Below are 24,652 nucleotides of genomic sequence, written 5' to 3' on the forward strand. Positions count from 1 at the left end.
GCGGTCTGGACCAGGTCGTCGGTGGGTTCGCCGCGGCCGGAGTAGCGGTGGGCGAGGTGGCGGGCCAGCGGCAGCCAGGCCTCGATGGCCCGGTCGCGCAGGCGGGCCCGGCGGCGGTCCCCGGACGGGGTCGCGGCCAGCCGGATCAGGAGCTCGGCGGCGGTCTCGCCGCCCAGCGGCTCGGCGGGACCGGTCGCCGAGGTGCCGGCGGCGGGAGGTGCGTCACTGAGTGTGGTCGATGGGATCGTGGCTGCGGTCATCGAGGAGGTCCTCCATCAAGCGGGCAGAGAGCCGTGCCCGCACGCGGCGACCGTTCATTTCTCCTTACGCTAGCTGCTCGGACGAGCGCTGACTAGCCGAAAGTATGAGTGACGTTGCGTGAGTGAATGTGAAGCCAGGCGGCGAACTCCTCGGCCGGTAACGGGCGGGACAGCAGGTAGCCCTGGACCACGTCACAGCCCTCGGCGGCCAGGTACGCGTACGTGTCGGCGTCCTCCACCCCCTCGGCCACCACCCGCAGGTCGAGCGCGTGGCCGAGCTGCACCGCGGAACGCACGACCGCCCGGTCCCGGTGGTCCGCGGCGACCCGCTGCACGAACGACTTGTCGATCTTCACCTCGTGCAGCGGCAGCTCGCGCAGCCGGCCCAGCGACGAGTAGCCGGTGCCGAAGTCGTCGATCGAGATCTCCACCCCCAGCGCGTGCAGCCGTTCGAGGGTGGCCAGGCTGCCGGCCGGGTCGGTCAGGATGGTGCTCTCGGTGATCTCCAGGGTCAGCGCCCGCGCCGGGTTGCCGGTCGCCTCCAGCAGCCGGGCCACCAGGTCGGGCAGCGCGGCGTCGAGCAGGCTGTTCGGCGACAGGTTGACCGCGACGTGCAGGTCGTGCCCGGCCCGGGCCCATGCGGCGCGGCTGCGCAGCGCCCGGTCCAGCACGTGCAGGGTCAGCGGCCAGACCAGGCCGCTGTGCTCGGCGAGCGGGATGAACACGTCCGGCGGGATCGGCCCCTGCACGGGGTGGTGCCAGCGGGCCAGCGCCTCCGCGCCGACCACCCGGCCGGTCCGCGGGTCGACCTTGGGCTGGTACGCGACGGCCAGCTCACCACGCTCCACGGCCCGGCGCAGGTCGGTGATGAGCGCCAGCCGCTGCGGACTGTTGCGGTCCAGCTCGCTGTCGTAGAGGCGCAGGCCGTGGCTCTCCTTGGCGGCGTACATGGCGACGTCGGCGTGCCGGATCAGGATCTCGGGGTCGTCGCCGTGCAGGGGTGCCACCGCCACACCGACGCTGGCCCGCGGGGCCAGCACCAGCGGGCCGATCCGGATCGGCTGGTCCACCACGGCGGCCAGTTCCGCGGCGGCGGCCAGTCCCGCCTCCGGGCTGCCGCCGGTGGGCAGCAGCACGGCGAACTCGTCGCCGCCGAAGCGGGCCACCCGGCCCCGCCCGTCGAGGTGGGCGCGCAGCCGCTCGCCGACCTCGCACAGCAGCGCGTCACCGGTCTCGTGGCCCAGCGCGTCGTTGATCTCCTTGAACCGGTCCAGGTCGAGCACCAGCACCGCCAGCCCGGGTCCGCCGGCCCGCACGGCTCGCAGCCCGGCGTCGAGCAGGTCGTGGAAGTGCCGGCGGTTGGGCAGCCCGGAGAGCGGGTCGTGCAGGGCCAGGTGCTGCTTCTCGTCGGCCTCGCGGCGCAGCCGGTCGACCAGGTCGGCGCGGCCCAGGGCGGCGCCGGCGTGGTTGGCCAGCGCCCCGAGCAGCCGCAGCTTGGCGTCGGTGAAGCCGCCGGCGTCGGTGAGACTGTCCGCGACCAGCAGCACCGCCCGGCGCTCACCGAAGACCAGCGGTACAGCCATCGCGTCACCCGCCGGACCGGCCGGGCGCAGCACCGGGGTCCCGAGCAGGGCCGGCCCCAGCCAGGCGTCGGCGCCGGGGCTGCCCAGGCTCACCGTGGGGCGGCCGGACTGCCCGGCCAGCCGGGTGTGGCGCAGCTCGTCACCGTGCGCGACGACCAGCTCGGCGGTGCCCGCCCGGAGCACGTCGCGGGCCCGGTCGAGCACCACGGCGACCAGCTCGTCGATGCCGCCGGCGCCGTCGAGCGCGCGGGTGAAGCCGTAGAGCTGTTCCACCTCGGCGTTGCCGTCGCCCAGCGCGATGTAGGCGCGGTAGGCCAGCAGCAGCACGACGGCCACGATGCCGATCAGCGCCGGCGCCCACTGCGGCTCGGTGGCGGCCAGGAAGCTGATCAGGGCGCCGGTCGTGGTGACGACGACGAGCCAGGTGCTGCGCAGCGCGGCCGGCAGCCGGCGCCACTCCCCCGGGTCGTCGTGCACCGCGATCACCGCGGTGACCAGCACGGCGGCCACCGCGTCGGCGGCGATCATGGCCAGGTAGGCGGCCAGCACGGTTCGCAGGCCGACACCCTCGGCCGAGATGCCGAGCACGTGCGGGGTGACGGCGTGGAAGACCAGGACGCCGACGCTCGCCTGGACGGCGAGCAGGGCGACGTTGAAGGCCAGCTTGGTGCCGCGCTGACCGCGTACGGCGACCAGCCCGGCCCCGCCGGCCAGGGCCCGGACCAGGATCACGGTGACCGGGTCGAAGCCGAGCAGCCCGAACACCATCGGGAACTCGGAGACGTTGATGCCGTGCGCGCCGCGGCGGACACGCACGTGCACGGTGAAGCCCTCGGTGAGGAAGAACAGCACCGCGAGCCCGGCCAGCCACCAGAGCCCGCCGGGCAGCGCGGGCGCGGCGATGCCGCCGGCGGCGAGGGCCAGCGCCACGGCAGCGGAGGCCGCGCCCATGCTCGCGGTGAGCAGACCCACCAGGAGCTCGGGGCGCGGCCGCCGCTTGCGCCGCTCTAGTGCCATGGCTCCCCGGTCCAGCCGGCTGCTGACCAGCTGCGCCCACTCCAGGACCGGCCCGTCCAGGTCTGTGACGACCAGCTCCGCCCGCTCCAGAGGGCGCTCGACCAGCTGCGCCCCGACCACAGGGCACCCGACCAGGACCGGCCGGTCCAGCTCACCGGGGACCACGCCTTCGTGCCGGTGTAGGTGGCGCCCCAGGCGGCACCGGTCCAGACGGAGCCGTTCCAGGTGCCGCCGCTCCAGCTCTGCTGCTTGGCCGAGGCCGAGGTCCAGGCCTGAGCGTTCCAGGCCCGGCCGAAGATGTCCTTCTCTCCGGTCAGTGCCGTGCCCGAGACCGAGTCGTAGACGTACGCGCCGCCCCGGGCGGCGTTCAGAGAGCCCAGCCCGGTGGCCGTGACGTTCACCTGCTTCGTGGTGTTCGTCTTCGCCCGGGCGGCGCGGGTCACGTTGATCTGGCCGGCCCCGGCGGCGTACGGGTCTCCGCCGACGATCGGGTCGGCGGTGCTCGTGAGCAGCTTCTTGACCTCGTCGGGCTTGAGGTTCGGGCGCTGTTGCAGCAGCAGGGCCACCGAGCCGGAGACCACCGCGGCCGCCTGCGACGTGCCACTGCCACGCAGGAACCGCTGCTCCGGGTCGTCCAGCAGGCTCAGCCGGGCCGCGGGATAGGTCTGGTCGATGTACGAACCGGGGCTGCGCAGCGACACCACGGAACGCCCCGCGGCGAGCACGTCGGGGTGGCGCCCCGCGTTGCCCCGGTTGCTGAAGTCCGCCACGATGTCGTCGGCGCGCGCGTCCGTACCGCGGGGGTCGGCGCCGCCGACGGCGATGACGTCCGGGTCGGCGGCCGGCATGGTCAGGTTGTTCGCCGCGAAGCCGTCGTTGCCGGCGGCGACCACGACGACGATCCCGGCCTCCCAGGCCTTCTCGACGGCGAAGGCCAGCGGGTCCAGCGACGCCGGCTGGGTGGACTGGGTGCCGTACGACAGGTTCAGGACTTTGATGTTGAGCCCGGGATCGTTGCGGTGCGCGACGACCCAGTCGATGCCGGCGATGACCTGGGAGACGTCACTGGCCCCGTCGGCCGAGGCGACCTTGACGCTGACGATGTGCGCGCCCGGGGCCACGCCGGTGAAGCGGGTGCCGATGGTGAAGGTGGGGTCCTGCCCGGCGATGATGCCGGCCATGTGGGTGCCGTGCCCGAACGTGTCGAGGTGGCGCAGGTTGGCCGCCTGCGACTCGAAGGACAGGTCCGGTCCGTTGATGACCTTCCCGGCGCCGTCGAGGCCCTTGACCGGCGCGACCCCGGAGTCGATGAGCGCCACGCCGACCCCGGCGCCGGTCAGCGCAATCCCGGTGGCGGTGTCGCCGTCGTCCGGGTTGTCCTTGTCCGCCTTGTCGGCTCCGGCGCCCTTGACGATGGTGTTCATCTTGGTCGTACCGTTCTGCACCAGCCAGTTCTGACTCAGCCAGGGCGTGTCCGCGGCCGCGTGGGCGGGGGCGGCGACCGCGAGGGTGCCGGTCACGGTGACAGCGGTGACGGCCAGTGCCGCTAGTTTCCGCATGGATGCTCCTTCGGTGGCACCACAGCCCCCGGGTCGGGGAGTCGCCCACGGGCGCAGTGCCGGTACAGCCGCCCTATCGACCGGAACCGGCCGGACTTGAACAGAACATGCGTGGCACCCGTCACGAGCGGGCAGATCATCGGATGGCACGATTCGACACCGGGTGTGCGTGGGTACACAGACGTCAAACGCACCGGAGACGGAGTACTGGCATGGCCATTCTGGGTATCGACATCGGCGGTTCCGGCGTGAAGGGGGCGCCGGTCGACACCGTGCGGGGCGAGCTGCTCGAGGAACGGTTCCGGGTCCCCACCCCGCAGCCCTCGGACGTCGGCAGCGTCGTGGAGGCGGTCGCCGAGGTCGCCGCGAAGTTCTCCGGGTACGACCGCGTCGGTGTCACCTTCCCCGGCGTGGTGGTCGACGGGGTCACCCGTACCGCCGCCAACGTCGACAAGACGTGGCTCGACGCGCCCGCCGCCCAGCTGTTCACCGAGCGGCTCGGCAAGCCCGTGTCCGTGCTCAACGACGCCGACGCCGCGGGCGTCGCCGAGGTCGCCTTCGGCGCCGGGCACGACCAGCGCGGCCTGACCATGATGCTCACCTTCGGTACGGGCATCGGCAGCGCCCTGTTCCTGGACGGCACGCTGATCCCGAACACCGAGTTCGGCCACCTGGAGCTGGACGGCAAGGACGCCGAGCTGCGCGCCTCCGACCGGGCCCGCGAGCAGGAGGACCTGAGCTGGGAGAAGTGGGCCGGCCGGGTCCAGGAGTATCTGCGGCACGTGGAGATGCTGCTGTCGCCGCGGCTGTTCATCGTCGGTGGCGGCGTGAGCAAGAAGGCCGACAAGTGGCTGCCGCTGATCGAGATCCGTACCCCGATCGTGCCGGCCACCCTGCTCAACAACGCCGGGATCATCGGCGCCGCGGTCACCGCCGGGCAGGCCGACGGGCACCCCGGCGCGTTCCCCGTCGACGCCGACCAGCCGAACTGAGGAGTTCCATGCCGCGCACCGTCGCCACCAACACCAAGGTCGGCCGCGAGGAGCTCCTCGAGTTCCTCCGGCCCCGGCACCACGCGATCCTGATGACCACCCGCCGGGACGGGCGCCCGCAGGCGTCGCCGAACACCTGCGGCGTGGACGCCGAGGGCCGCATCGTGATCTCGACGTACCCGGAGCGGGCCAAGGCGATGAACATCCGCCGCGACTCCCGGGTCAGCGTCTGCGTGCTCTCCGACGACTTCGGCGGCCCGTGGGTGCAGGTCGACGGCACAGCCGAGGTCATCGACCTGCCGGAGTCGGTCGAGCCCCTGGTCGAGTACTTCCGGAGCATCTCCGGCGAGCACCCGGACTGGGACGAGTACCGCCAGGCCATGCGCGACCAGGGCAAGTCCCTGATCCGGATCACCGTCGAGCGGTGGGGCCCGATCGCCACCGGCGGCTTCCCCGCCCGTTTGGCCTGACCCAGGCCACACTGACGCGTCAGGCGGCGACGGCGCCCAGCAGGTAGAGCAGGGTCTCGCGGTGCAGGTCGGCGACCGGCTCGAGCAGGTCGGGGTGGCGGAGCAGGGCCGCGGCCTCCAGGTCGCGGGGGTCCGGGGCGGTCAGCCGGCGGAACTCGCTGGGCAGGTCGCCCGCCTTGCGCGGCCGGGGCCGGCCGTCCGCGACCGGCACCGCCGCGACCACCGAGTCGACCGCCCGGGCGGCCAGCACCGGGTCGGCCAGCAGGCACGCGGCCCAGCTCACCGCGACCTCGTCGACCCAGGTGCGCCAGCCCTCGTCCTCGGCCAGCTCGTCGTCGGGCTCGCTGCCGGCCCGCCAGTCCAGCACCGCCGAGCCGCCCGGACCGGCCATGGCGACCAGCTCGGCGTCCACCGGGGTCGGGTAGCGCAGCCACGCGGCGACGGTCACGGCCTGGCGGGCCTGCAGCTCGGCCAGGGTGTCCGCGGCCCGGTCGGCGCCGCTGGACGGGTACGCCCGGACCAGCCAGTGCGTGCTCGCCGCGATGACCGGCGACAGCGCGGTGGACGGTCCGGCCATGTGTGCCCCCAAGAGTTGGCGCACACCCCGTCGCGGGGTGCGTCACGCTACCTCTCGGCGGCGGGCGGTCCCGCTTGAGTAGCCTCGCCCGATGGCAACCCACGGCAACCGACGCGCAACGAGCTTCACGCGGGTGGCCTCCGGCACGGCCTCGCTGGAGCCCGACCGCCGCCGGGAGCGGGGCTGGACGCTGCTGGTCGACGGGGTGCCGCAGTCGTACGTCGACCTGGCCGATCCCACCTATCTGGCCTTCGAGTACGTGCGCCGGCTGGCCACGGTGCTGCGGTTGGCGGCGCCTGCGGCCGTACCGTTGACGGTTCTGCATCTCGGCGGCGGTGCACTCACGCTGCCCCGCTGGGTGGCCGCGGCGCGGCCCGGGTCCGCGCAGACGGTGGTGGAGCGCGACGGCCTGCTGCTCGCTCTGGTCTCCCGGTCGCTGCCCTGGCCCACCGCCGTGGAGGTCGTGGTGGGTGATGCCCGCGAGTTCGTGGAGGCCGGCCCGGCCCGGGGGTACGACGTGATCGTGGTCGACGTGTTCGAGGGCGCGGCGATGCCGGCGAGCGTGGCCGGGGTGGGCTTCGCGACGGCCGCCGCCCGGCTGCTGCGCCCGGCCGGGGTGCTGGCGATGAACCTCACCGACGTGCCGCCGCTGTCCTACTCGCGCATCCAGGCGGCGACGTTGCGCGCGGCGTTCGGCGAGGTGGCCCTGATCGCCCCGCCGGGCCTGTTGCGTGGCCGCAAGGCGGGCAACGTGGTGCTCGCGGCGACGCACGGGCCGCAGCTGCTGGACGTCGAGCGGCTCACCCGTTCCGTGGCCCGTGACCCCGAGCCGGCCCGGGTCTGGCACGGCGCGGAATTGACCGGTTTCCTGGCCGGTGCAATGGCGCGCCTCGACGGCCCGGGCTGAACGCTCTCCGGTAGGTTGGACGCACCGGGTGCGCAACTGTTTGGGTTTGCTCCATAGCGGAGAAGCCTGTCCTGACGGCTGCCCAATTCGCCCGTCGCCGTGCCCGCCCCCGCGCTCGAAGATTACGGTGGAGATCATGACCGGTCGCTTTCCCATCGAAGATGTGACGCCATCGGTGTCCTGTGGCCGCTACCCCGCGAAAGCGGTGGTCGGCGAGCTCGTCCCCATCTCGGCGGTGTCCTATCGGGAAGGCCACCACGCCCTCGGCGTGAACGTGGTATGGCAGGGTCCGGAGGGTGAGGCCGAGCCGTTCACCCGGCTCACCCCGGGCGAGCCCGGCCTGGACAAGTGGCACGGGGTGATCAAGCCGGACCGGGTGGGCCGGTGGACGTTCACCATCGAGGCGTTCGACGACCCGTACCAGACCTGGCGCAACGCCGTGACCAAGAAGATCGGCGCCGGTCAGGGGCTCGAGGACCTCGCCAACGACCTCGCCGAGGGCGCCGAGCTGCTGGACCTGGCGGCCAAGATCGTGCCGCACGAGGAGGAGGAGCGGGTCCGCGACGCGGCCGCCGCCCTGCGTGACCCGCAGCGCTCGCTGTTCTCCCGGGTCTCCCCCGGCCTGGAGCTGGAGGAGCTGCTCTGGCAGCACCCGGTCCGCCAGCTGGTGACGACCACCCGCTCGTACGCGATCTGGGTCGACCGTCAGCGCGCGCTGTTCTCGTCGTGGTACGAGTTCTTCCCGCGCTCCGAGGGCGCCGAGATCGGCCCGGACGCGACCCCGGTCAGGCACGGCACCTTCGCGACCGCCGCCGAGCGCATCCCGGCCGTCGCCGCGATGGGTTTCGACGTGCTCTACCTGCCCCCGATCCACCCGATCGGCAAGATCAACCGTAAGGGCCGCAACAACACGCTGGTGGCCCGTGAGGGCATCGACGTCGGCTCGCCCTGGGCGATCGGCTCCGACGAGGGCGGCCACGACGCGATCCACCCGCAGCTGGGCACGCTGGAGGACTTCCGCGCGTTCATCGGCACGGCCCGCGAGCACGGCCTCGAGGTCGCGATGGACCTGGCGCTGCAGTGCGCACCGGACCACCCGTGGGTCACCGAGCACCCGGAGTGGTTCACCACCCGCGCCGACGGCACGATCGCGTACGCGGAGAACCCGCCCAAGAAGTACCAGGACATCTACCCGCTGAACTTCGACAACGACCCCAAGGGACTGCGCGAGGAGGTCCTGCGCGTCGTCCTGCACTGGGTGTCCAACGGGGTCAAGATCTTCCGGGTCGACAACCCGCACACCAAGACGCTGAACTTCTGGCAGTGGGTCATCGCCAAGATCAAGGATGTCGACCCGGACGTGCTGTTCCTGGCCGAGGCGTTCACCCGGCCGGCCATGATGAACGGGCTCGGCAGGATCGGCTTCACCCAGTCGTACACGTACTTCACCTGGCGCACCACGGCCTGGGAGATGCGGGAGTACCTGGGCCAGCTCAAGGCCTCGATCGACTGGATGCGGCCCAACTTCTGGCCCAACACCCCGGACATCCTGCACGAGTCGCTGCAGCACGGCGGGCCGCCGATGTTCAAGATCCGCACCGTGCTGGCCAGCATGCTCTCGCCGTCCTGGGGCATGTACTCGGGACTGGAGCTCTTCGAGCACGTGGCCCGGCCGGGCGCGGAGGAGTACATCGACAACGAGAAGTTCGAGCTGAAGCCGCGGGACTGGGCGGCGGCGGAACGGGCCGGGCGCAGCCTGGCGCCGTACATCACCAAGCTGAACACGATCCGGCGGGAGAACCCGGCGCTGCACTGGCTGCGGAACCTGGAATTCCACGAGATCGACAACGCCTCTCTGCTGTGCTGGTCGAAGCGGGATCCGGAGTCGGGCAACACCGTTCTGGTGATCTGCTCGTTCGACTCGGCGAACGTGCAGTGGGGCAACACGACACTCGACATGCCCGCGCTGGGTCTGGACTGGCACGAGCAGTTCACCGTGACCGACCAGCTCACCGGGGCGACGTACGAGTGGGGACAGCACAACCCGGTCCGGATCGACCCGTACGTCGAGCCCGCACACGTGTTCGTGGTGCACCCGCGCCGATAGGCAGTACAAGCGATTCAGTTCCTGCGGGGTGGGGTAGGTGAACGTCTGATGGACCTGACGAGCGAACTCGACGAGAACGTCGAGCACGATCCCGCGGAGGGCAGCCACGTCGAGGACGGGGTGGTCGAGCATCCGACCGCCGACGACTTCGGGCATGCCCGCGCATTGCCCGCCGACCGGACCTGGTTCAAACGCGCCGTCTTCTACGAGGTGCTGGTCCGGGCCTTCTACGACTCCAGCTCGGACGGTTCCGGCGATCTGCGCGGGCTGATCGAGCGCCTGGACTACCTGCAGTGGCTCGGCGTCGACTGCCTGTGGCTGCCGCCGTTCTACGACTCACCGCTGCGCGACGGCGGCTACGACATCCGCGACTTCTACCGGGTGCTGCCCGAGTTCGGCACGGTCGAGGACTTCGTCGCCCTGCTCGACGCGGCCCACAAGCGGGGCATCCGGGTCATCACCGACCTGGTCATGAACCACACCTCGGACTCGCACGCGTGGTTCCAGGAGTCGCGCCGCGACCCCGAGGGCCCGTACGGCGACTACTACGTGTGGAGCGACACCAGCGAGCCGTACTCCGACGCCCGGATCATCTTCGTCGACACCGAGGAGTCGAACTGGACGTTCGACCCGGTGCGCCGGCAGTTCTACTGGCACCGGTTCTTCTCGCACCAGCCCGACCTCAACTACGACAACCCGGCCGTGCAGGAAGCGATGATCGACGTCCTGCGCTTCTGGCTGGACCTCGGCATCGACGGCTTCCGGCTCGACGCGGTGCCGTACCTGTTCGAGCGGGAGGGCACCAACTGCGAGAACCTCCCCGAGACGCACGCGTTCCTCAAGCACTGCCGCAAGGTCATCGACGACGAGTTCCCCGGCCGGGTGCTGCTCGCCGAGGCCAACCAGTGGCCGGCCGACGTGGTCGAGTACTTCGGTGACGCCGACACCGGCGGCGACGAGTGCCACATGGCGTTCCACTTCCCGCTGATGCCGCGCATCTTCATGGCGGTGCGCCGCGAGTCGCGTTTCCCCATCTCCGAGATCCTGGCCCAGACGCCGGCCATCCCGGACATGGCCCAGTGGGGCATCTTCCTGCGCAACCACGACGAGCTCACGCTCGAGATGGTCACCGACGAAGAGCGCGACTACATGTTCACCGAGTACGCCAAGGACCCGCGGATGAAGGCCAACGTGGGCATCCGCCGGCGGCTCGCCCCGCTGCTGGAGAACGACCGCAACCAGATCGAGCTGTTCACCGCCCTGTTGCTGTCGCTGCCCGGCTCGCCGGTGCTGTACTACGGCGACGAGATCGGCATGGGCGACAACATCTGGCTCGGTGACCGCGACGGCGTCCGCACGCCGATGCAGTGGACGCCCGACCGCAACGCGGGCTTCTCCACCGCCAACCCGGGCCGACTCTACCTGCCGGCCAACCAGGACCCCATCTACGGCTACCAGTCGGTGAACGTGGAGGCCCAGCGCGACAGCTCGACGTCGCTGCTCAACTGGACCCGCACGATGCTGGCGGTCCGCCGCCGCCACGAGGCGTTCGCCACCGGCACGTTCCGTGAGCTCGGCGGCTCCAACCCGTCGGTGCTCGCGTTCCTGCGCGAGGACGGCGACGACGTGGTCCTCTGCGTCAACAACCTCTCGCGGTTCCCCCAGCCCATCGAGCTGAACCTGCAGCACTGGAACGGGTACACGCCGGTCGAGCTGACCGGGCACGTGAACTTCCCGCGCATCGGCCAGCTGCCGTACCTGCTGACCTTGCCGGGACACGGGTTCTACTGGTTCCAGCTGTGCGGGTCCGAGGAGAAGCAATGACGCTGCCCTACGCCGAATGGCTCCCCCAGCAACGCTGGTACGCGGGACGCAGCCGCACCCTGGCCGACGTCAAGCAGGCCTCGTCCACGCCGTTGAAGGACGACCTGGACCTGGTGCTGCTGGACGTCTCGTACACCGACGGCAGCACCGAGCGCTACCAGGTGCTGGTGGCCTGGGACTCCGGGCCGATCTCGGAATACAGCACGGTGGCGACCATCGGCACGGACGGCGACCGCACCGGCTACGACGGCCTGTACGACCCGGAGGCCGCGACCTACCTGCTGTCGCTGATCTCCTCCGACGCCACGGCCGGGGACATCGTGTTCTCCTCCGAGCCGGGAGCGACCTTCCCGCTGGAGCACGCGTCGCGGGTCTTCGACGCCGAGCAGAGCAACACCAGCGTGATCTTCGAGCAGGAGGCCATCCTCAAGGTCTTCCGCCGGGTCGACTGCGGCATCAACCCCGACATCGAGCTCAACCGGGTGCTCGGCCGGGCCGGCAACCCGCACGTGGCCAAGCTGCTCGGCTCGTTCGAGACCACCGAGAGCGGCGACCCCTGCCCGCTGGGCATGGTGACGGCGTACGCGCTGAACTCCGCCGAGGGCTGGGCGATGGCCACCGCCAGCGCCCGCGACCTGTTCGCCGACGCCGAGCTGGGCGCCGACGAGGTGGGCGGCGACTTCGCCGGCGAGTCGTACCGCCTCGGCGAGGCGGTGGCCTCGGTGCACAAGACCCTCGCCGACGAGCTGGGCGCGGGCCCGTCGCCGTTCCCGGTCGACGCGGTCATCGCCCGGCTCGCCAGCGCGACCGCGGCCGTGCCCGAGCTCGTCGAGTACGTCCCGGCCATCGAGGAACGTTTCCGCAAGCTCACCGGCGAGCAGGTCACGGTCCAGCGGGTGCACGGCGACCTGCACCTGGGCCAGGTGCTGCGGGTGCCGGCGGCCTGGCTGCTCATCGACTTCGAGGGCGAGCCCGGCCAGCCGCTCGACGAGCGGCGGCTGCCCGACTCGCCGCTGCGCGACATCGCCGGCGTGCTGCGCAGCTACGAGTACGCCGCCTACCAGCTGCTGGTGGACCAGGACGACAACGAGCACCTCGCCGCCCGGGCCCGCGAATGGGTCGACCGCAACCGCACCGCCTTCTGCGACGGGTACGCGGCCGCCTCCGGCCACGACCCGCGGGAGCAGGGTGCGCTGCTGGCGGCGTACGAGCTCGACAAGGCGGTCTACGAGGCCGCGTACGAATCCCGGCACCGGCCCGGCTGGCTGCGCATCCCGCTGCGGTCGATCGCGCGGCTCGCCGGCTGATGACCCCGTCCGACCGCCCCGCCACCGCCCTTGACCGGACTGAAGGCCATTCTCGAGGAGTCCCGATGCAGACCACCCCGCCGCCGTCCCTGGCCGGCGATCAGCGCGCGATGAACGCCGTGATGGCCGGCGACACGCACGACCCGCACAGCCTGCTCGGGACGCACCCCAGCGGCGACCACACGGTGATCCGCACGCTGCGCAAGGGCGCCAAGGAGGTCACTCTCGTCGTCGGTGACGAACGCGTCCCGATGACCGCGGTGCACCCGGACGGCATCTTCGCCGCGTCGGTGCCCGGCACGGTGCTCGACTACCGGATCGACGTCGAGGGCACCGTCTGCGACGACCCGTACCGGCATCTGCCCACCCTGGGTGAGCTCGACCTGCACCTGATCGGTGAGGGCCGGCACGAGAAGCTCTGGAAGGTGCTCGGCGCCCAGGCCAAGGGCGAGGGCGTCGCCTTCGCCGTGTGGGCGCCCGGCGCCCGCGGCGTGCAGCTCATCGGCGACGTCGCCGGCTGGGGCCCGTTCGACGGCCTGCCGATGCGCTCGCTGGGCAGCAGCGGCGTCTGGGAGCTGTACGTGCCCGGCGCCTCCTCCGGCACCAAGTACAAGTTCAAGATCCTCGGCCGGGACGGTGTCTGGCGCGAGAAGGCCGACCCGCTGGCGCAGCACACCGAGGTGCCGCCGCGCACGGCGTCGGTCGTGTACGAGTCGACGTACGACTGGCAGGACGCCGACTGGATGACCCAGCGCGCGACCAAGCAGTGGCACCAGGAGCCGATGAGCGCGTACGAGGTGCACCTCGGCTCGTGGCGCCCCGGCCTGTCCTACACGGAGCTGGCCGAACAGCTGGTCGACTATGTCGTCGAGACCGGGTTCACGCACGTCGAGCTGATGCCCGTGATGGAGCACCCGTTCGGCGGCTCGTGGGGCTACCAGGTCACCGGCTACTTCGCACCGACGTCGCGCTTCGGCTCCCCCGACGAGTTCCGATACCTGGTCGACAAGCTGCACCAGGCCGGCATCGGCGTCATCCTCGACTGGGTGCCCGCGCACTTCCCCAAGGACGAATGGGCGCTGGCCCGCTTCGACGGCACCCCGCTCTACGAGCACGGCGACTGGCGGCGCGGCGAGCACCCGGACTGGGGCACGTACGTCTTCGACTTCGGCCGGCGCGAGGTCCGCAACTTCCTGGTCGCCAACGCCAACTACTGGTGCGAGGAGTTCCACGCCGACGGCCTGCGGGTCGACGCGGTCGCCTCGATGCTCTACCTGGACTACTCCCGCAAGGACGGCGAGTGGACCCCGAACCAGTACGGCGGCCGGGAGAACCTGGACGCGATCAGCTTCCTGCAGGAGATGAACGCGACCGTCTACCGCAACAACCCCGGCGTGGTCACCATCGCCGAGGAGTCGACGGCGTGGCCGGGCGTCACCCGTCCCACCCACCTCGGCGGGCTGGGCTTCGGCTTCAAGTGGAACATGGGCTGGATGAACGACACTCTCTCGTACATGGAGAAGGAGCCGATCTACCGGCAGTGGCACCACCACCAGATGACCTTCGCCACGGTGTACGCCTGGAGCGAGAACTACATCCTGCCGATCAGCCACGACGAGGTCGTGCACGGCAAGGGCTCGCTCACCGGCAAGATGCCCGGTGACCTCTGGCAGAAGCTGGCCAACACCCGGGCGCTGCTGGGCTTCATGTGGGCGTTCACCGGCAAGCAGCTGATCTTCATGGGCGCCGAGATGGGCGACCTGCGCGAGTGGAGCGAGGAACGCGGCCTCGACTGGGACCTGCTGGCCGACGAGGGCCGCGGTGGCGGCATCCACAAGCTGGTCAAGGACCTGAACAAGGCGTACCGGGACATCCCGGCGTTGTGGACGCAGGACACCACGGCGAGCGGCTTCCGCTGGATCACCAGTGAGGACTCGCAGCACAACACGTTCTCGTTCCTGCGCCTGGCGCCGAACGGCGACACGCTGGCCTGCGTGGTCAACTTCGCCGCGGTCCCGCACGACAACTACCGCATCGGCCTGCCCCGGGCCGGCGTCTGGCGCGAGGTCGTCAACACCGACAGCACCCTGTACGGCGGCTCGGGCGTGGGCAACCTCGGTGAGGTGCACGCCGAGGAGATGCCGTGGCACGGGCTGAACGCGTCGGCGTCGTTGCGCGTACCGCCGCTGGGCGCGGTCTGGCTGCATTTCGAGGGCTGAGCCGCTCTTTGCCGGTAGGCGGCCGAAACTGTCGGTGGCCGGGTCTAAGGTGCGAGAAGTTGTTCATTCTCGGCGAAGGAGCCGGCCATGGCAGTGCGCCTCAACCCGTACATCGCGTTCACCGACGGCAAGGCCCGGGCCGCGATGGAGTTCTACCACTCCGTCCTCGGCGGCGAGCTCACCATCAGCACCTTCGGTGACTTCGGCGCCCCCGACCCGGCGCTGGCCGACAAGGTCATGCACGCCATCCTGGTCACCGACGACGGCCTGGTCATGATGGGCGCCGACGCCCCGCCCGGGCTGGAGCACGTGCCGGGCAACGACATCGCGATCAGCCTCAGCGGCGACGAGGCCGACGTGATGCGCGAGTGGTGGGCCAAGCTGGCCGACGGCGGCGCGGTCACCACCCCGCTGGAGAAGCAGATGTGGGGCGACGAGTTCGGCACCTGCACCGACCGCTTCGGCGTGGAATGGATGGTCAACATCGGCGCGCCGCAGTCCTGATGCTGGACGAGCTCCGGCGCATCTGCACGGCCCTGCCCGAGGTCACCGAGCGACCCAGTCACGGCGCGCCCACGTGGTTCGTGCGCGACCGGCGGAGCTTCGTGACCCTGTGGGAGCACGGCCATCATGACAACCGGTTCCCGCACCTGTGGTGTGCGGCGCCGCCCGGAGCCCAGCAGGAGCTGATCGCCGCTGCTCCGGAGCGCTTCTTCCGCCCGCCGTACGTGGGGCACCGCGGCTGGCTGGGCGTCCGCCTGGACGGCGACGTCGACTGGGCTGAGGTCGCCGAGCAGTGCCAGGACGCCTACGAAGCCGTCGCGACGCCGAAGAAGTCCGATTCCAGCAAGCCGTAGCGGAGGTCGTCGGTCCACTCACCCTTGCTCCAGGTGTGCTGCCGCAACAGTCCTTCGCGCTGGAAGCCGGTCCGCTCCAGCAACCGGTACGAAGCGACGTTGCGGGCGTCGCACTCGGCCGACACCTTGTGCAGACCCTTGACCCGGAACAGATGGTCGAGCACGGCCCGGACGGCCTCGGTGGCATAGCCATGCCCCTGCTGGGCGGGGGCGAGGCTGTAACCGAGCTGGGCCTGCATCCGGTTGTCGTGCAGATTGACGGCGACGTCACCGATGGGGGCTTTCCCGGCGGTGAGCTCGACGGCGTACTGGAACCAGCCCGGCTGATCGGGATCCGCGGCGGCCATGGACTCGATGGCGTAGCGCGCCTTCTCCACCGGGTACGGCGAATCCCAGGACTGGTAGCGCGCGACCGCGGGGTCCGTCCGGTAGGCGGCGAGGGTCTCCGCGTCGGCGGGGCGGAAGCGACGGAGCACCAGCCGTTCGGTCGTCAGAAGCACAGGTCGAGCGTACGCAGGGATCAGGAGGACGGGACATGGACCCGGACGGCCGCGACGCGCTGCTCCGCCACCTGGCTGAGGCAGTCGGGTCGGTCTCCGTCACCCACCCGACCCGGGTTGCCGTCGACGGGCCGCCCGCCACCGGCAAGACCACCCTCGCCGACGAGCTGGCCGGGGTCCTGCGGGACCGGGGCCGTGAGGTCGTCCGCGCGACGATCGACGATTTCCTCCTCCCCCGGGCCCAGCGCTATCGACGCGGTGAGTTCTCGGCCGAGGGCTGTTACTTCGACGCCCACGACTACGAGGCCCTGAACCGGGTGCTGCTCGATCCGCTCGGCCCGCACGGAGATCGGCGCTTCCAGCATGGGGTCTACGACCACACCACGGATGTTGTGGTGTCTCCACCGGCCACGACCGCCTCCGCCGACGCCGTGCTGGTCTTCGACGGGGTCTTCCTCCTGCGCCCGGAGTTGATCGCTCAGTGGGACGTGCGCATCTTCGTGTCGACCGCGCCGGAGAAGACTGTGCGTCGTGCGGTGATCCGCGAGGGGCGGGTGTCAGCTCCGGCCGACGTCGAACGGCGCTGGCGCGAGCGCTACATCCCGTCGCAGGAGCTCTACTTCGCGACGGCCCGCCCGACCGAGCTTGCCGACATCATCGTGCACAACGACGAGCCCGAGCGGCCGGTCTGGACGGCCCGCACCCGTCAGGGACGCCGCCGGGGGTGACCGGGCCGGGCCGGGCGCGGGAAATGGGGTGGCCGGGGCCGTGCCGGCAGCCGATGATGAGCCGGCATGAGCAACCTGACGTCGATCGCCGCCCGGGTGGCCGCCGGCGCCACCGTCGACTTCCGGCCGACCGGCTCGTCGATGGTGCCGCTCATTCGCAGCCGGCAGCTCGTCACGGTCGCGCCCGTCGATCCGGCCGAGGTCGTCGTCGGGGACATCGTGCTGGCCCGCGTGGCCGGCGCCGTCCATCTGCATCTCGTTTCCGCGGTCGACCCGGTCAAGGGCCGCGTGCAGATCAGCAACAACCGCGGCCGGGTCAACGGATGGACCGGCTACGCCCGGGTCTACGGCATCTGCACAGCCGTCGACGGCCGGCCACGGCCGGGCAGGCGCTCACCAGGCGGCCCGGAGCGGCCTACTCCTCTTCCACGTCCGCGACGATCACCGTGACGTTGTCCGGCGCCCCGGCCTCCAACGTCCGCGCGATCAGTTCCGCCGCGCACACCTGCCGGTCCGCGTACGACCGCAGCGTAGTGGCGATCACCTCGTCCTCGACGTAGTCGCTCAGCCCGTCGCTGCAGAGCAGGAACCTGTCCCCCACCCGCACCGGCACCATCCGCCCCGCCGGCCGGAACGGCCCGCCCTGCACCGCCTGGGTCACCAGCGCCCGCTGCGGGTGCCGGCGCGCGTCGTCCGGGGTCAGCACTCCCTGATCCACCAGCGCCTGCACATAAGTGTCATCCCGCGTGATCTGCGTCAACTCGCCATCACGACTCAGGTAGCACCGGGAATCGCCCACGTTCAGGGCCGCCACCCGGTCACCGGACAGCATGAGAGTCGTCACGGTGGTGCCCATGCCGTCGCGGGCGTCGTCGTCGGCGACCGCCTCCTCGATGCGCTTGTTGGCGGTCTCCAGCGCCGCGATCAGGTCCTGCAGGGGTTCGCCCGTGTCCGGTTTCACGTCCACGTCGGCCAGGGCGGTGACCAGGATGTCGCTGGCCAGCTCTCCGGCCGGCAGGCCACCCATGCCGTCCGCCACGACCAGCAACCGGTCGCCGACGAAGACCGCGTCCTCGTTGTTCGACCGGACCAGGCCCTGATCGGAGGCGGCGACCGCACGAAGCACGACACTCATGTCACAAGACTGCCAAAGGGCTGCGGCGGTGTCTGTAGTACGTAGTACGTAGTGTTGGGTGGTGATGCCGGTACCGATGGTGGGACGAACGGACGCGTTGGACGAGCTCCGGCGCGCCTGGGAGCGTGTCGGCGCCACCCGCAGGTGCGTGCCCGCCGTGATCACCGGGCTGCCCGGCACCGGCAAGAGCACCCTGGTCTCGGCCGCTCTGCAGCTCACGACCCCTCAGGTCGTCCTGTCCGGCTCCGCGCGGCTGCATTCGCCCGCCCCCTACGACTGGCTCGCCGCCGTGCTGGCCGGGCTCGGGCCGCGCCCCGGGCTGCCCGTGCCGCCGGACGCGCTGGCCTGGCTCGCCCAGGATCCCGATGTCCCCCGGGAGCGGTACACGCCCGACGCGCTGCTGCGGCTGGCCGTCACGACCGTGCGGACGCTGGTGGGCGGTCGTCCCGCCGTACTCGTGGTCGAGGATCTGCACGCGCTGGACCCGGCCAGCCTGAACCTGATCGGTGAGCTCGCCGCCGCCGATCTTCCGGCCCTGCTGGTCGTGACCAGCCGGCCGCCCGAGGCGGCCGTCTCCCCGCTGCTCACGGCCCGGGTGCTGGCCCGGCTGTCGGGTGCCCCCGGCGCGGTGCGCCAGCATCTGGCTGCGCTGACCGCCGGGCAGGTGAGCCGCATCCTGGCCCACGTGTACGGCGCCAGCTGCCCGTCCCCGCAGGTCGCCGAGGCGGTGTGGCGCCGCACCGGCGGCAACCCGTACCGGTTGAGCGAGCTGCTGGCCACCGCCGGTGGACCGGAGGCGCTGGCCGACGCGCCGCTGCCCGCCCACCTGCGGGAGCAGCCCGAGCTGACCGCCCGTGAGCGGGAGGTGATCGGCTGCCTGGCCGAGGGCATGTCCAACAAGCAGATCGCCCGCGCGCTGGGCATCTCGGTGCGCACAGTGACCGTGCACGTGTCGAACCTGCTGCGCAAGACCGGCGCCGCCTCGCGCACCGAGGCCGCGCTGTGGGCCGTTCAGCGGGACCTCAAGGCCACAGCAGCGTCTTGATCGAGCGGCGCTCGTCCATCGCCGCGTAGGCCTCGGCCACCTTCTCCATCGGCAGCTGCAGGTCGAACACCGCGCCGGCGTCCAGGGAGCCGGCCAGCACGTCGGTGAGCAGCTCCGGCAGGTACGGCCGCACCGGCGCGACACCACCGGCCACCGCGATGTTGTCGGCGAACATCTTCCTGATCGGCAGTTCCGCCCCGCCCAGCGGCACCCCCACGTAGCCGATCCGGCCACCGGGACGCACGGACGCCATCGCCTGCGCCATCGACTCCTTGTTGCCCACGCATTCGAGCACGGCGTCCGCGCCCTGGCCGGCGAGCAGGTCGCGCAGGGCCGCCGCACCGTCGTCGCCGCGTTCGGAGATGACGTCGGAGGCGCCGAAGCCGGTCGCCACGTTCTGACGGTCGGCGTACGACGAGAAGGCGATCACCCGGTCGGCACCGAGACGGACGGCCGCCCGGACCGCGCACAGGCCGACCGCGCCGTCACCGACCACCGCGACCGTGCCGCCCGGGCCCACACCCGCGGAGACAGCGGCGTGGTGGCCGGTGACCAGGACGTCGGAGAGGGCCAGCAGCGCCGGGATCTGCTCGCGACCAGGATGCTCCGGCGTGGCGACCAGGGTGCCGTCGGCCAGCGGCACGCGCACGTACTGCCCCTGGCCACCGTCGAGGATGCGGCCGTCGCGGTCGGTGCCGCCGTACCACTGGGCCTGGACGCAGGAGGTGGTGACGCCCTGCCGGCAGTGCACGCAGGTGCCGTCGCTGATCGAGAACGGGGAGATGACGAAGTCACCGGCCCGCACGGTGGTCACGCCGGCTCCGGTCTCCTCGACCACGCCGACGAACTCGTGGCCGATCGGGTGCGGGTCGGCCGGCGGGCGCGCACCCCGGAACGTCCACAGGTCGGAGCCGCAGACGCAGGCGGCGACCACCCGCACGATCGCGTCCGTGGGCAGCTGGATGGTCGGGTCCGGACGCTGCTCCCAGCGGATGTCGCGGGGCGCGTACCACATCGCGGCGTGCATTCCCCCGACCTTACCCGCGCCCGGGCCGGGTGATCATCCGCGCGGGATTCGCGGGGCGGCGCGACAAGCGCCGGGCGCCTCGGTCACAATCGTCGGCGTGACGACCAGCATCCATCAGCGCATTGCCCAGGAGCTCGGGGTCCGTGAAGGACAGGTGACCGCGGCGGTCGACCTGCTGGACGGCGGAGCCACCGTGCCGTTCATCGCCCGTTACCGCAAGGAGGTCACCGGCACCCTCGACGACCAGCAGCTGCGTACGCTCGAGGAGCGGCTCGGCTATCTGCGGGAGCTCGAGGACCGTCGCGCGGCCGTGCTCGAGTCGATCCGCTCGCAGGGCAAGCTCGACGACGCCCTCGAGGCGCAGATCCTCGCCGCGGAGTCCAAGGCCCGGCTCGAGGACATCTACCTGCCGTTCAAGCCCAAGCGCCGGACCCGGGCCCAGATCGCCCGCGAGGCCGGCCTGGAGCCGCTGGCCGACCTGCTGCTCGGCGACGCGACCCGGGACCCCAAGGCCGAGGCGGTGGCCTACGTGGACGCCGACGGTGTGGCCGACGTGGCAGCGGCGCTCGACGGCGCCCGGGCCATCCTGATCGAACGCTTCGCCGAGGACCCCGACCTCATCGGTGAGCTGCGCGAACGCATGTGGACCAAGGGCCGGCTGATCGCCCAGGTGCGCGAGGGCAAGGAGACCGAGGGCGCCAAGTTCGCCGACTACTTCGACTTCGCCGAGCCGTTCACCAAGCTCCCCTCACACCGCATCCTGGCCATGTTCCGCGGCGAGAAGGAGGACGTGCTCGACCTGACCATGGAGCCCGAGGAGGGCGCCGAGGAGGGCGAGCGGTCCAGCTTCGAAGCGTCGGTGGCCGGCCGGTTCGGCATCTCCGACCACGGCCGCCCCGGCGACCGCTGGCTGCTCGACACCGTGCGCTGGGCCTGGCGGACCAGGATCCTCATCCACCTGGGCGCCGACCTACGGGTCCGGCTCTGGCAGGCGGCCGAGGACGAGGCGGTACGCGTCTTCGCGGCGAACCTGCGCGACCTGCTGCTGGCGGCCCCGGCCGGCAGCCGTACGACGATGGGTCTCGACCCCGGCTTCCGCACCGGCGTCAAGGTGGCCGTCGTCGACTCGACCGGCAAGTGCGTCGCCACCTCGACGATCTATCCACACGTCCCGCAGAACAAGTGGGACCAGTCGCTGCACACCCTGGCCACGCTGGCCGCGGAGCACAAGGTCGACCTGGTGGCGATCGGCAACGGCACCGCTTCGCGGGAGACCGACCGGCTGGCGGCCGATCTCATCAAGCTGCACCCCGAGCTCAAGCTGACCAAGGTCATGGTCTCCGAGGCCGGTGCGTCGGTGTACTCGGCTTCGGCGTACGCGTCGCAGGAACTGCCCGGTATGGACGTCTCGCTGCGCGGCGCGGTCTCCATCGCCCGCCGTCTGCAGGACCCGCTGGCCGAACTGGTCAAGATCGACCCCCGGTCGATCGGCGTCGGGCAGTACCAGCACGACCTGTCCGAGGTGAAGCTGTCGAAGTCTCTGGACGCGGTGGTCGAGGACTGTGTGAACGCCGTCGGGGTGGACGTCAACACGGCGTCGGCCCCGCTGCTGACCCGGGTGTCGGGCATCGGCGCCGGCCTGGCGGAGAACATCGTGATGCACCGCGACGCCAACGGCCCGTTCAGGAACCGCTCCCAGATCAAGAAGGTGGCCCGGCTCGGCCCGAAGGCGTTCGAGCAGTGCGCCGGCTTCCTGCGCATCCCGGACGGCGACGACCCGCTGGACGCGTCCAGTGTGCACCCGGAGTCGTACCCGGTGGTCCGGACCATCCTGGCCACCGCCGGCGGTGACCTCAAGACCGTGATCGGCAACAGCCCGCTGCTGCGCGCCCTGCGCCCGGAGAAGTTCGTGACCGACACCGTCGGCCTGCCGACCGTCACGGACATCCTGCGCGAGCTGGAGAAGCCGGGCCGGGACCCGCGCCCGGCGTTCACCACGGCCACCTTCGCCGAGGGCGTCGAGAAGATCGCCGATCTGCGCCCGGGCATGATCCTGGAGGGCGTGGTGACCAACGTGGCGGCGTTCGGCGCGTTCGTCGACGTCGGCGTGCACCAGGACGGCCTGGTGCACGTGTCGGCGCTGTCCACCACGTACGTGAAGGACCCGCGCGAGGTGGTCAAGTCCGGCGACGTCGTGAAGGTGCGGGTGGTGGAGGTCGACGAGGCGCGCAAGCGGATCTCGCTGACCATGAAGCTCGAGGACAAGCCGGAGCAGCGCGCGCCGCGCGAGCCGCGCGAGGCCCGGCCGGGCGGTGGCCAGCCCCGCCAGGGCGGCCAGCCCCGCCAGGGTGGCGAGCCCCGGCAGGGCGGTCAGCCCCGCCAGGGTGGCCAGCCTCGCCAGAGTGGCCAGCCCCGGCAGGGCGGTCAAGGGGGCCAGGGCGGCCGGGGTCAGGGCGGTCAGCGGCAGGGTGGCGGGGGCCAGCGCTCCGGCGGCCAGGCGCCCGCCGGCGGCAACAGCTTCGGCAACAGCGCGATGGCCGACGCCCTGCGCCGCGCCGGCCTCACCAAGGACTGACCCGCGAACCGGGCCCGGCGCGCTTCCGTCGCGCCGGGCCCGGCCGCGGGCGGCAGCTCAGCGGTCGATCGGCCAGATCTTGATGTCGTTGAAGGCGACCTTGTACGGCCCCTTCACCGGCGCGCTGCGCTCGGTGAAGATCCCGAGCACGACCTTCCCGCCGCGGATGTCCTTGTCCTGCACCGGTACGGCGCCGAGCAGCTCACCGTCGCGCAGCACCTCGAGGGTCTCGCCGACGATGCTGACCGTGATCAGCGTCGCCGGTGCGCCGACGTCGATCGGGCGGTCGTCGAGCGGGAACGTCTTGTAGACCTCGGGGTTGGCCGACTTGTGGATGCCTACGTACACGTTGCGTTCGCAGACGCGTACCTGATAGCCGCGGAACTGCGCGAAGCGCATCCAGATGGACGCGCAGCTGTCCGGGGTCAGCAGCCGGACCTTGACCTCGGCCTGCACGTCCGGGGGTTCGTAGTCCTCCGGCCCGCGGCAGCGGAAGACGCCGCGGGTCGCGCGGCTGACCACCAGGCCGCCGTCGAACGAGCACCCGGCCTGCTCGTCCGCCTGGGACGAGGCCTGCCAGAGGCGTTGCCCGGTCAGCGGATCGGCCAGCAGCACGGTCTGGTCGGGCTCCTCGACACGCGGGTCGACCGTGGTGCCGGTGCGGGTGCCGCCCGGCCACAGCGTCGCCACCGCCCCGCCGACCGACAGCATCGCCAGGATCAGCAGGAACACCGCCGCGGGCAGCACCCACGGCCGGCGCGGCGTGGGGTCGTGGGTGAACGGCGTGTCCGGGGCGACCGGTGAGGCCGGCACCGGCTGGGTGACGATCGAGTTCTCCGAGTAGCCGACCAGGGTGGGCGCGGCGGTGACCTCGGTGAGCAGCCCCGCGGGATGCACCCCGGTGACCGCCTGCGCCTCCTGCGCGGCGAACCGCAGGCCGGGCTGGTGATCGAGCGCGGCCCCGGAAGCGGCCGGCCGCTGCGGGCCGTCGACGAGCAGATCCAGCAGCTCCCGGGCACTGGGACGGTTGGCCGGGTCCTTCTCCAGCGCGTGCCCGATGAGGTCGCGCAGCGGGCCGCTGAGCCCGGTCAGGTCCGGCGGCTGGGTCAGGATCCGGGCCGCGGTGGCCGGCGGGGAGTCGGCGCTGAACGGCGTGCGGCCGGTGCCCGCGTACGCCACGACGCCGCCCCAGGCGAACACGTCGGCGGCCGGGGTGAGCGGCACGTCCAGGTCGGGGCCGAACCGCTCGGGCGCCATGTACGCCACCGTGCCGACCATCTGGTCGGTGCTGGTGTGCGCGCTGGTCGCCTCCATCGCCCGGGCGATGCCGAAGTCGATGACCTTGGGGCTGCCCGGGGCGAGCAGGACGTTGCGCGGCTTGAGATCACGGTGGATGACCCCGGCGCCGTGGATGGCGGTCAGGGCGGTCGCCACCCCGATCGCCACACTGTGCAGATTGGACGCGGTGAGCGGGCCGCGCTCCTCGACCACCTCGGCCAGGCTCGGCCCGTCGACGTACTCGACGACCAGGTAGGGCTGCTCGTGGTCCGGGTCGGCGTCGAGCACCTCGGCGGTGCAGAACGGCGGCACCTGGCGGACCCGGTTGACCTCGCTGCGGAACCGGCGCCGGAACGCGTCGTCCGGCGCGAGGTCGGCCCGGACCATCTTGACCGCGACGAGCACACCGGCGGCGCTGCGGGCCAGATAGACCGTGCCCATGCCGCCCTCACCGAGCCGGCCGAGCAGTTCGTACGACCCGAGCCGGCGAGGGTCACGCGGGCGCAGCGGGCTGGTCCGCTCGTCCGGCATGCCGTTTACTCCTACGCCCCCGCGGCATGACGCCGCCCCACCCCCGACAGGAAAGGTCACCCTATAGGGCCTTGTCATTGCCTGCGAAGACCTGTCCGCCGGTTGCCGCACAACCGACACAGATCACTGTCGGCGCCACCGATGGGCCGGGGCG

The 24,652-nt window shown here is 71.7% G+C and carries 20 protein-coding genes and 1 pseudogene; 13 read left to right on the forward strand and 8 right to left on the reverse strand.

The features are described 5' to 3' along the window. The 3 genes and pseudogenes from ACWEOZ_RS21210 to ACWEOZ_RS21220 all read right to left on the reverse strand — a co-directional run. Positions 1–260 (reverse strand): annotated as a pseudogene (locus tag ACWEOZ_RS21210) (RNA polymerase sigma factor SigF); the annotation flags it as partial. A gap of 92 nt (positions 261–352) precedes the next feature. After that, on the reverse strand, positions 353–2,965 hold the full coding sequence (locus ACWEOZ_RS21215) for a putative bifunctional diguanylate cyclase/phosphodiesterase (protein WP_451912527.1): 2,613 nt from the start codon (positions 2,963–2,965) through the stop codon (positions 353–355). After that, on the reverse strand, positions 2,851–4,419 hold the full coding sequence (locus ACWEOZ_RS21220) for a S8 family serine peptidase (RefSeq protein WP_451912399.1): 1,569 nt from the start codon (positions 4,417–4,419) through the stop codon (positions 2,851–2,853). The genes ACWEOZ_RS21215 and ACWEOZ_RS21220 overlap by 115 nt, the downstream gene beginning before the upstream one ends. Before the next feature lie 212 nt (positions 4,420–4,631). On the opposite strand from ACWEOZ_RS21220, the gene ppgK reads away from it, so the two are divergent. Then, a complete protein-coding gene (gene ppgK / locus ACWEOZ_RS21225; RefSeq protein WP_451912400.1) occupies positions 4,632–5,411 on the forward strand; it encodes a polyphosphate--glucose phosphotransferase in 780 nt (259 codons plus the stop codon). A gap of 8 nt (positions 5,412–5,419) precedes the next feature. Further along, positions 5,420–5,881 (forward strand): PPOX class F420-dependent oxidoreductase, encoded by a 462-nt coding sequence (locus tag ACWEOZ_RS21230; RefSeq protein ID WP_360544147.1) that lies wholly within the window; start codon positions 5,420–5,422, stop codon positions 5,879–5,881. Between the two features lie 19 nt (positions 5,882–5,900). Here the strand turns inward: ACWEOZ_RS21230 and ACWEOZ_RS21235 are convergent, their stop codons facing one another. Continuing rightward, positions 5,901–6,458, reverse strand: coding sequence for a hypothetical protein (locus ACWEOZ_RS21235; protein ID WP_451912401.1), 558 nt, complete (start codon positions 6,456–6,458; stop codon positions 5,901–5,903). A 91-nt stretch (positions 6,459–6,549) separates the two neighbouring features. On the opposite strand from ACWEOZ_RS21235, the gene ACWEOZ_RS21240 reads away from it, so the two are divergent. From ACWEOZ_RS21240 to ACWEOZ_RS21270, 7 genes are all read left to right on the forward strand, one after another. After that, the gene (locus ACWEOZ_RS21240) at positions 6,550–7,365 is read left to right on the forward strand and encodes a spermidine synthase (protein WP_451912402.1); all 816 of its coding nucleotides are present in this window, start codon (positions 6,550–6,552) and stop codon (positions 7,363–7,365) included. A 136-nt stretch (positions 7,366–7,501) separates the two neighbouring features. Then, on the forward strand, positions 7,502–9,472 hold the full coding sequence (locus ACWEOZ_RS21245; protein ID WP_451912403.1) for a maltotransferase domain-containing protein: 1,971 nt from the start codon (positions 7,502–7,504) through the stop codon (positions 9,470–9,472). 48 nt (positions 9,473–9,520) lie between these two features. After that, positions 9,521–11,296, forward strand: coding sequence for a maltose alpha-D-glucosyltransferase (treS, locus tag ACWEOZ_RS21250; protein WP_212994786.1), 1,776 nt, complete (start codon positions 9,521–9,523; stop codon positions 11,294–11,296). Then, positions 11,293–12,603 carry a maltokinase N-terminal cap-like domain-containing protein gene (locus ACWEOZ_RS21255; RefSeq protein ID WP_451912404.1) on the forward strand — a complete coding sequence of 437 codons (1,311 nt, stop codon included), beginning with the start codon at positions 11,293–11,295 and terminating at the stop codon, positions 12,601–12,603. The genes treS and ACWEOZ_RS21255 overlap by 4 nt, the downstream gene beginning before the upstream one ends. Before the next feature lie 110 nt (positions 12,604–12,713). Then, the gene (glgB, locus tag ACWEOZ_RS21260) at positions 12,714–14,822 is read left to right on the forward strand and encodes a 1,4-alpha-glucan branching protein GlgB (RefSeq protein WP_451912528.1); all 2,109 of its coding nucleotides are present in this window, start codon (positions 12,714–12,716) and stop codon (positions 14,820–14,822) included. An 87-nt stretch (positions 14,823–14,909) separates the two neighbouring features. Further along, positions 14,910–15,326: a VOC family protein gene (locus ACWEOZ_RS21265; RefSeq protein WP_451912405.1), complete on the forward strand. Its 417-nt coding sequence runs from the start codon at positions 14,910–14,912 to the stop codon at positions 15,324–15,326. Then, on the forward strand, positions 15,326–15,679 hold the full coding sequence (locus ACWEOZ_RS21270; RefSeq protein ID WP_451912406.1) for an MmcQ/YjbR family DNA-binding protein: 354 nt from the start codon (positions 15,326–15,328) through the stop codon (positions 15,677–15,679). Before ACWEOZ_RS21265 ends, ACWEOZ_RS21270 begins: the two co-directional genes overlap by 1 nt. Here ACWEOZ_RS21270 and ACWEOZ_RS21275 read toward each other — a convergent pair. After that, positions 15,631–16,179: a GNAT family N-acetyltransferase gene (locus ACWEOZ_RS21275; RefSeq protein WP_451912407.1), complete on the reverse strand. Its 549-nt coding sequence runs from the start codon at positions 16,177–16,179 to the stop codon at positions 15,631–15,633. The genes ACWEOZ_RS21270 and ACWEOZ_RS21275 overlap by 49 nt on opposite strands. A 35-nt stretch (positions 16,180–16,214) precedes the next feature. Here ACWEOZ_RS21275 and ACWEOZ_RS21280 point away from each other — a divergent pair, with 35 nt between their 5' ends. Together ACWEOZ_RS21280 and ACWEOZ_RS21285 are read left to right on the forward strand one after the other, a co-directional pair. Beyond that, positions 16,215–16,907 carry a uridylate kinase gene (locus ACWEOZ_RS21280; protein WP_451912408.1) on the forward strand — a complete coding sequence of 231 codons (693 nt, stop codon included), beginning with the start codon at positions 16,215–16,217 and terminating at the stop codon, positions 16,905–16,907. A gap of 66 nt (positions 16,908–16,973) precedes the next feature. Next, complete coding sequence (locus ACWEOZ_RS21285) at positions 16,974–17,357, forward strand: hypothetical protein (protein ID WP_451912409.1); 384 nt, start codon at positions 16,974–16,976, stop codon at positions 17,355–17,357. Here ACWEOZ_RS21285 and ACWEOZ_RS21290 read toward each other — a convergent pair. Further along, positions 17,323–18,042: a PP2C family protein-serine/threonine phosphatase gene (locus tag ACWEOZ_RS21290; RefSeq protein WP_451912410.1), complete on the reverse strand. Its 720-nt coding sequence runs from the start codon at positions 18,040–18,042 to the stop codon at positions 17,323–17,325. The genes ACWEOZ_RS21285 and ACWEOZ_RS21290 overlap by 35 nt on opposite strands. A gap of 76 nt (positions 18,043–18,118) precedes the next feature. Between ACWEOZ_RS21290 and ACWEOZ_RS21295 the strand changes: the two genes are divergently transcribed. Beyond that, positions 18,119–19,087 carry a LuxR C-terminal-related transcriptional regulator gene (locus tag ACWEOZ_RS21295; protein WP_451912411.1) on the forward strand — a complete coding sequence of 323 codons (969 nt, stop codon included), beginning with the start codon at positions 18,119–18,121 and terminating at the stop codon, positions 19,085–19,087. On the opposite strand, the gene ACWEOZ_RS21300 is transcribed toward ACWEOZ_RS21295, so the two are convergent. After that, the gene (locus tag ACWEOZ_RS21300) at positions 19,065–20,114 is read right to left on the reverse strand and encodes a zinc-dependent alcohol dehydrogenase family protein (RefSeq protein WP_451912412.1); all 1,050 of its coding nucleotides are present in this window, start codon (positions 20,112–20,114) and stop codon (positions 19,065–19,067) included. The two genes, ACWEOZ_RS21295 and ACWEOZ_RS21300, sit on opposite strands and share 23 nt — an antisense overlap. A gap of 97 nt (positions 20,115–20,211) precedes the next feature. Here ACWEOZ_RS21300 and ACWEOZ_RS21305 point away from each other — a divergent pair, with 97 nt between their 5' ends. Next, positions 20,212–22,689, forward strand: coding sequence for a Tex family protein (locus ACWEOZ_RS21305; protein ID WP_451912413.1), 2,478 nt, complete (start codon positions 20,212–20,214; stop codon positions 22,687–22,689). Between the two features lie 57 nt (positions 22,690–22,746). Here ACWEOZ_RS21305 and ACWEOZ_RS21310 read toward each other — a convergent pair whose 3' ends face one another. Beyond that, on the reverse strand, positions 22,747–24,498 hold the full coding sequence (locus ACWEOZ_RS21310; RefSeq protein WP_451912414.1) for a serine/threonine protein kinase: 1,752 nt from the start codon (positions 24,496–24,498) through the stop codon (positions 22,747–22,749). Between the last annotated feature and the right edge of the window lie 154 nt (positions 24,499–24,652).

This window comes from Actinoplanes sp. NPDC004185, from assembly GCF_053603475.1.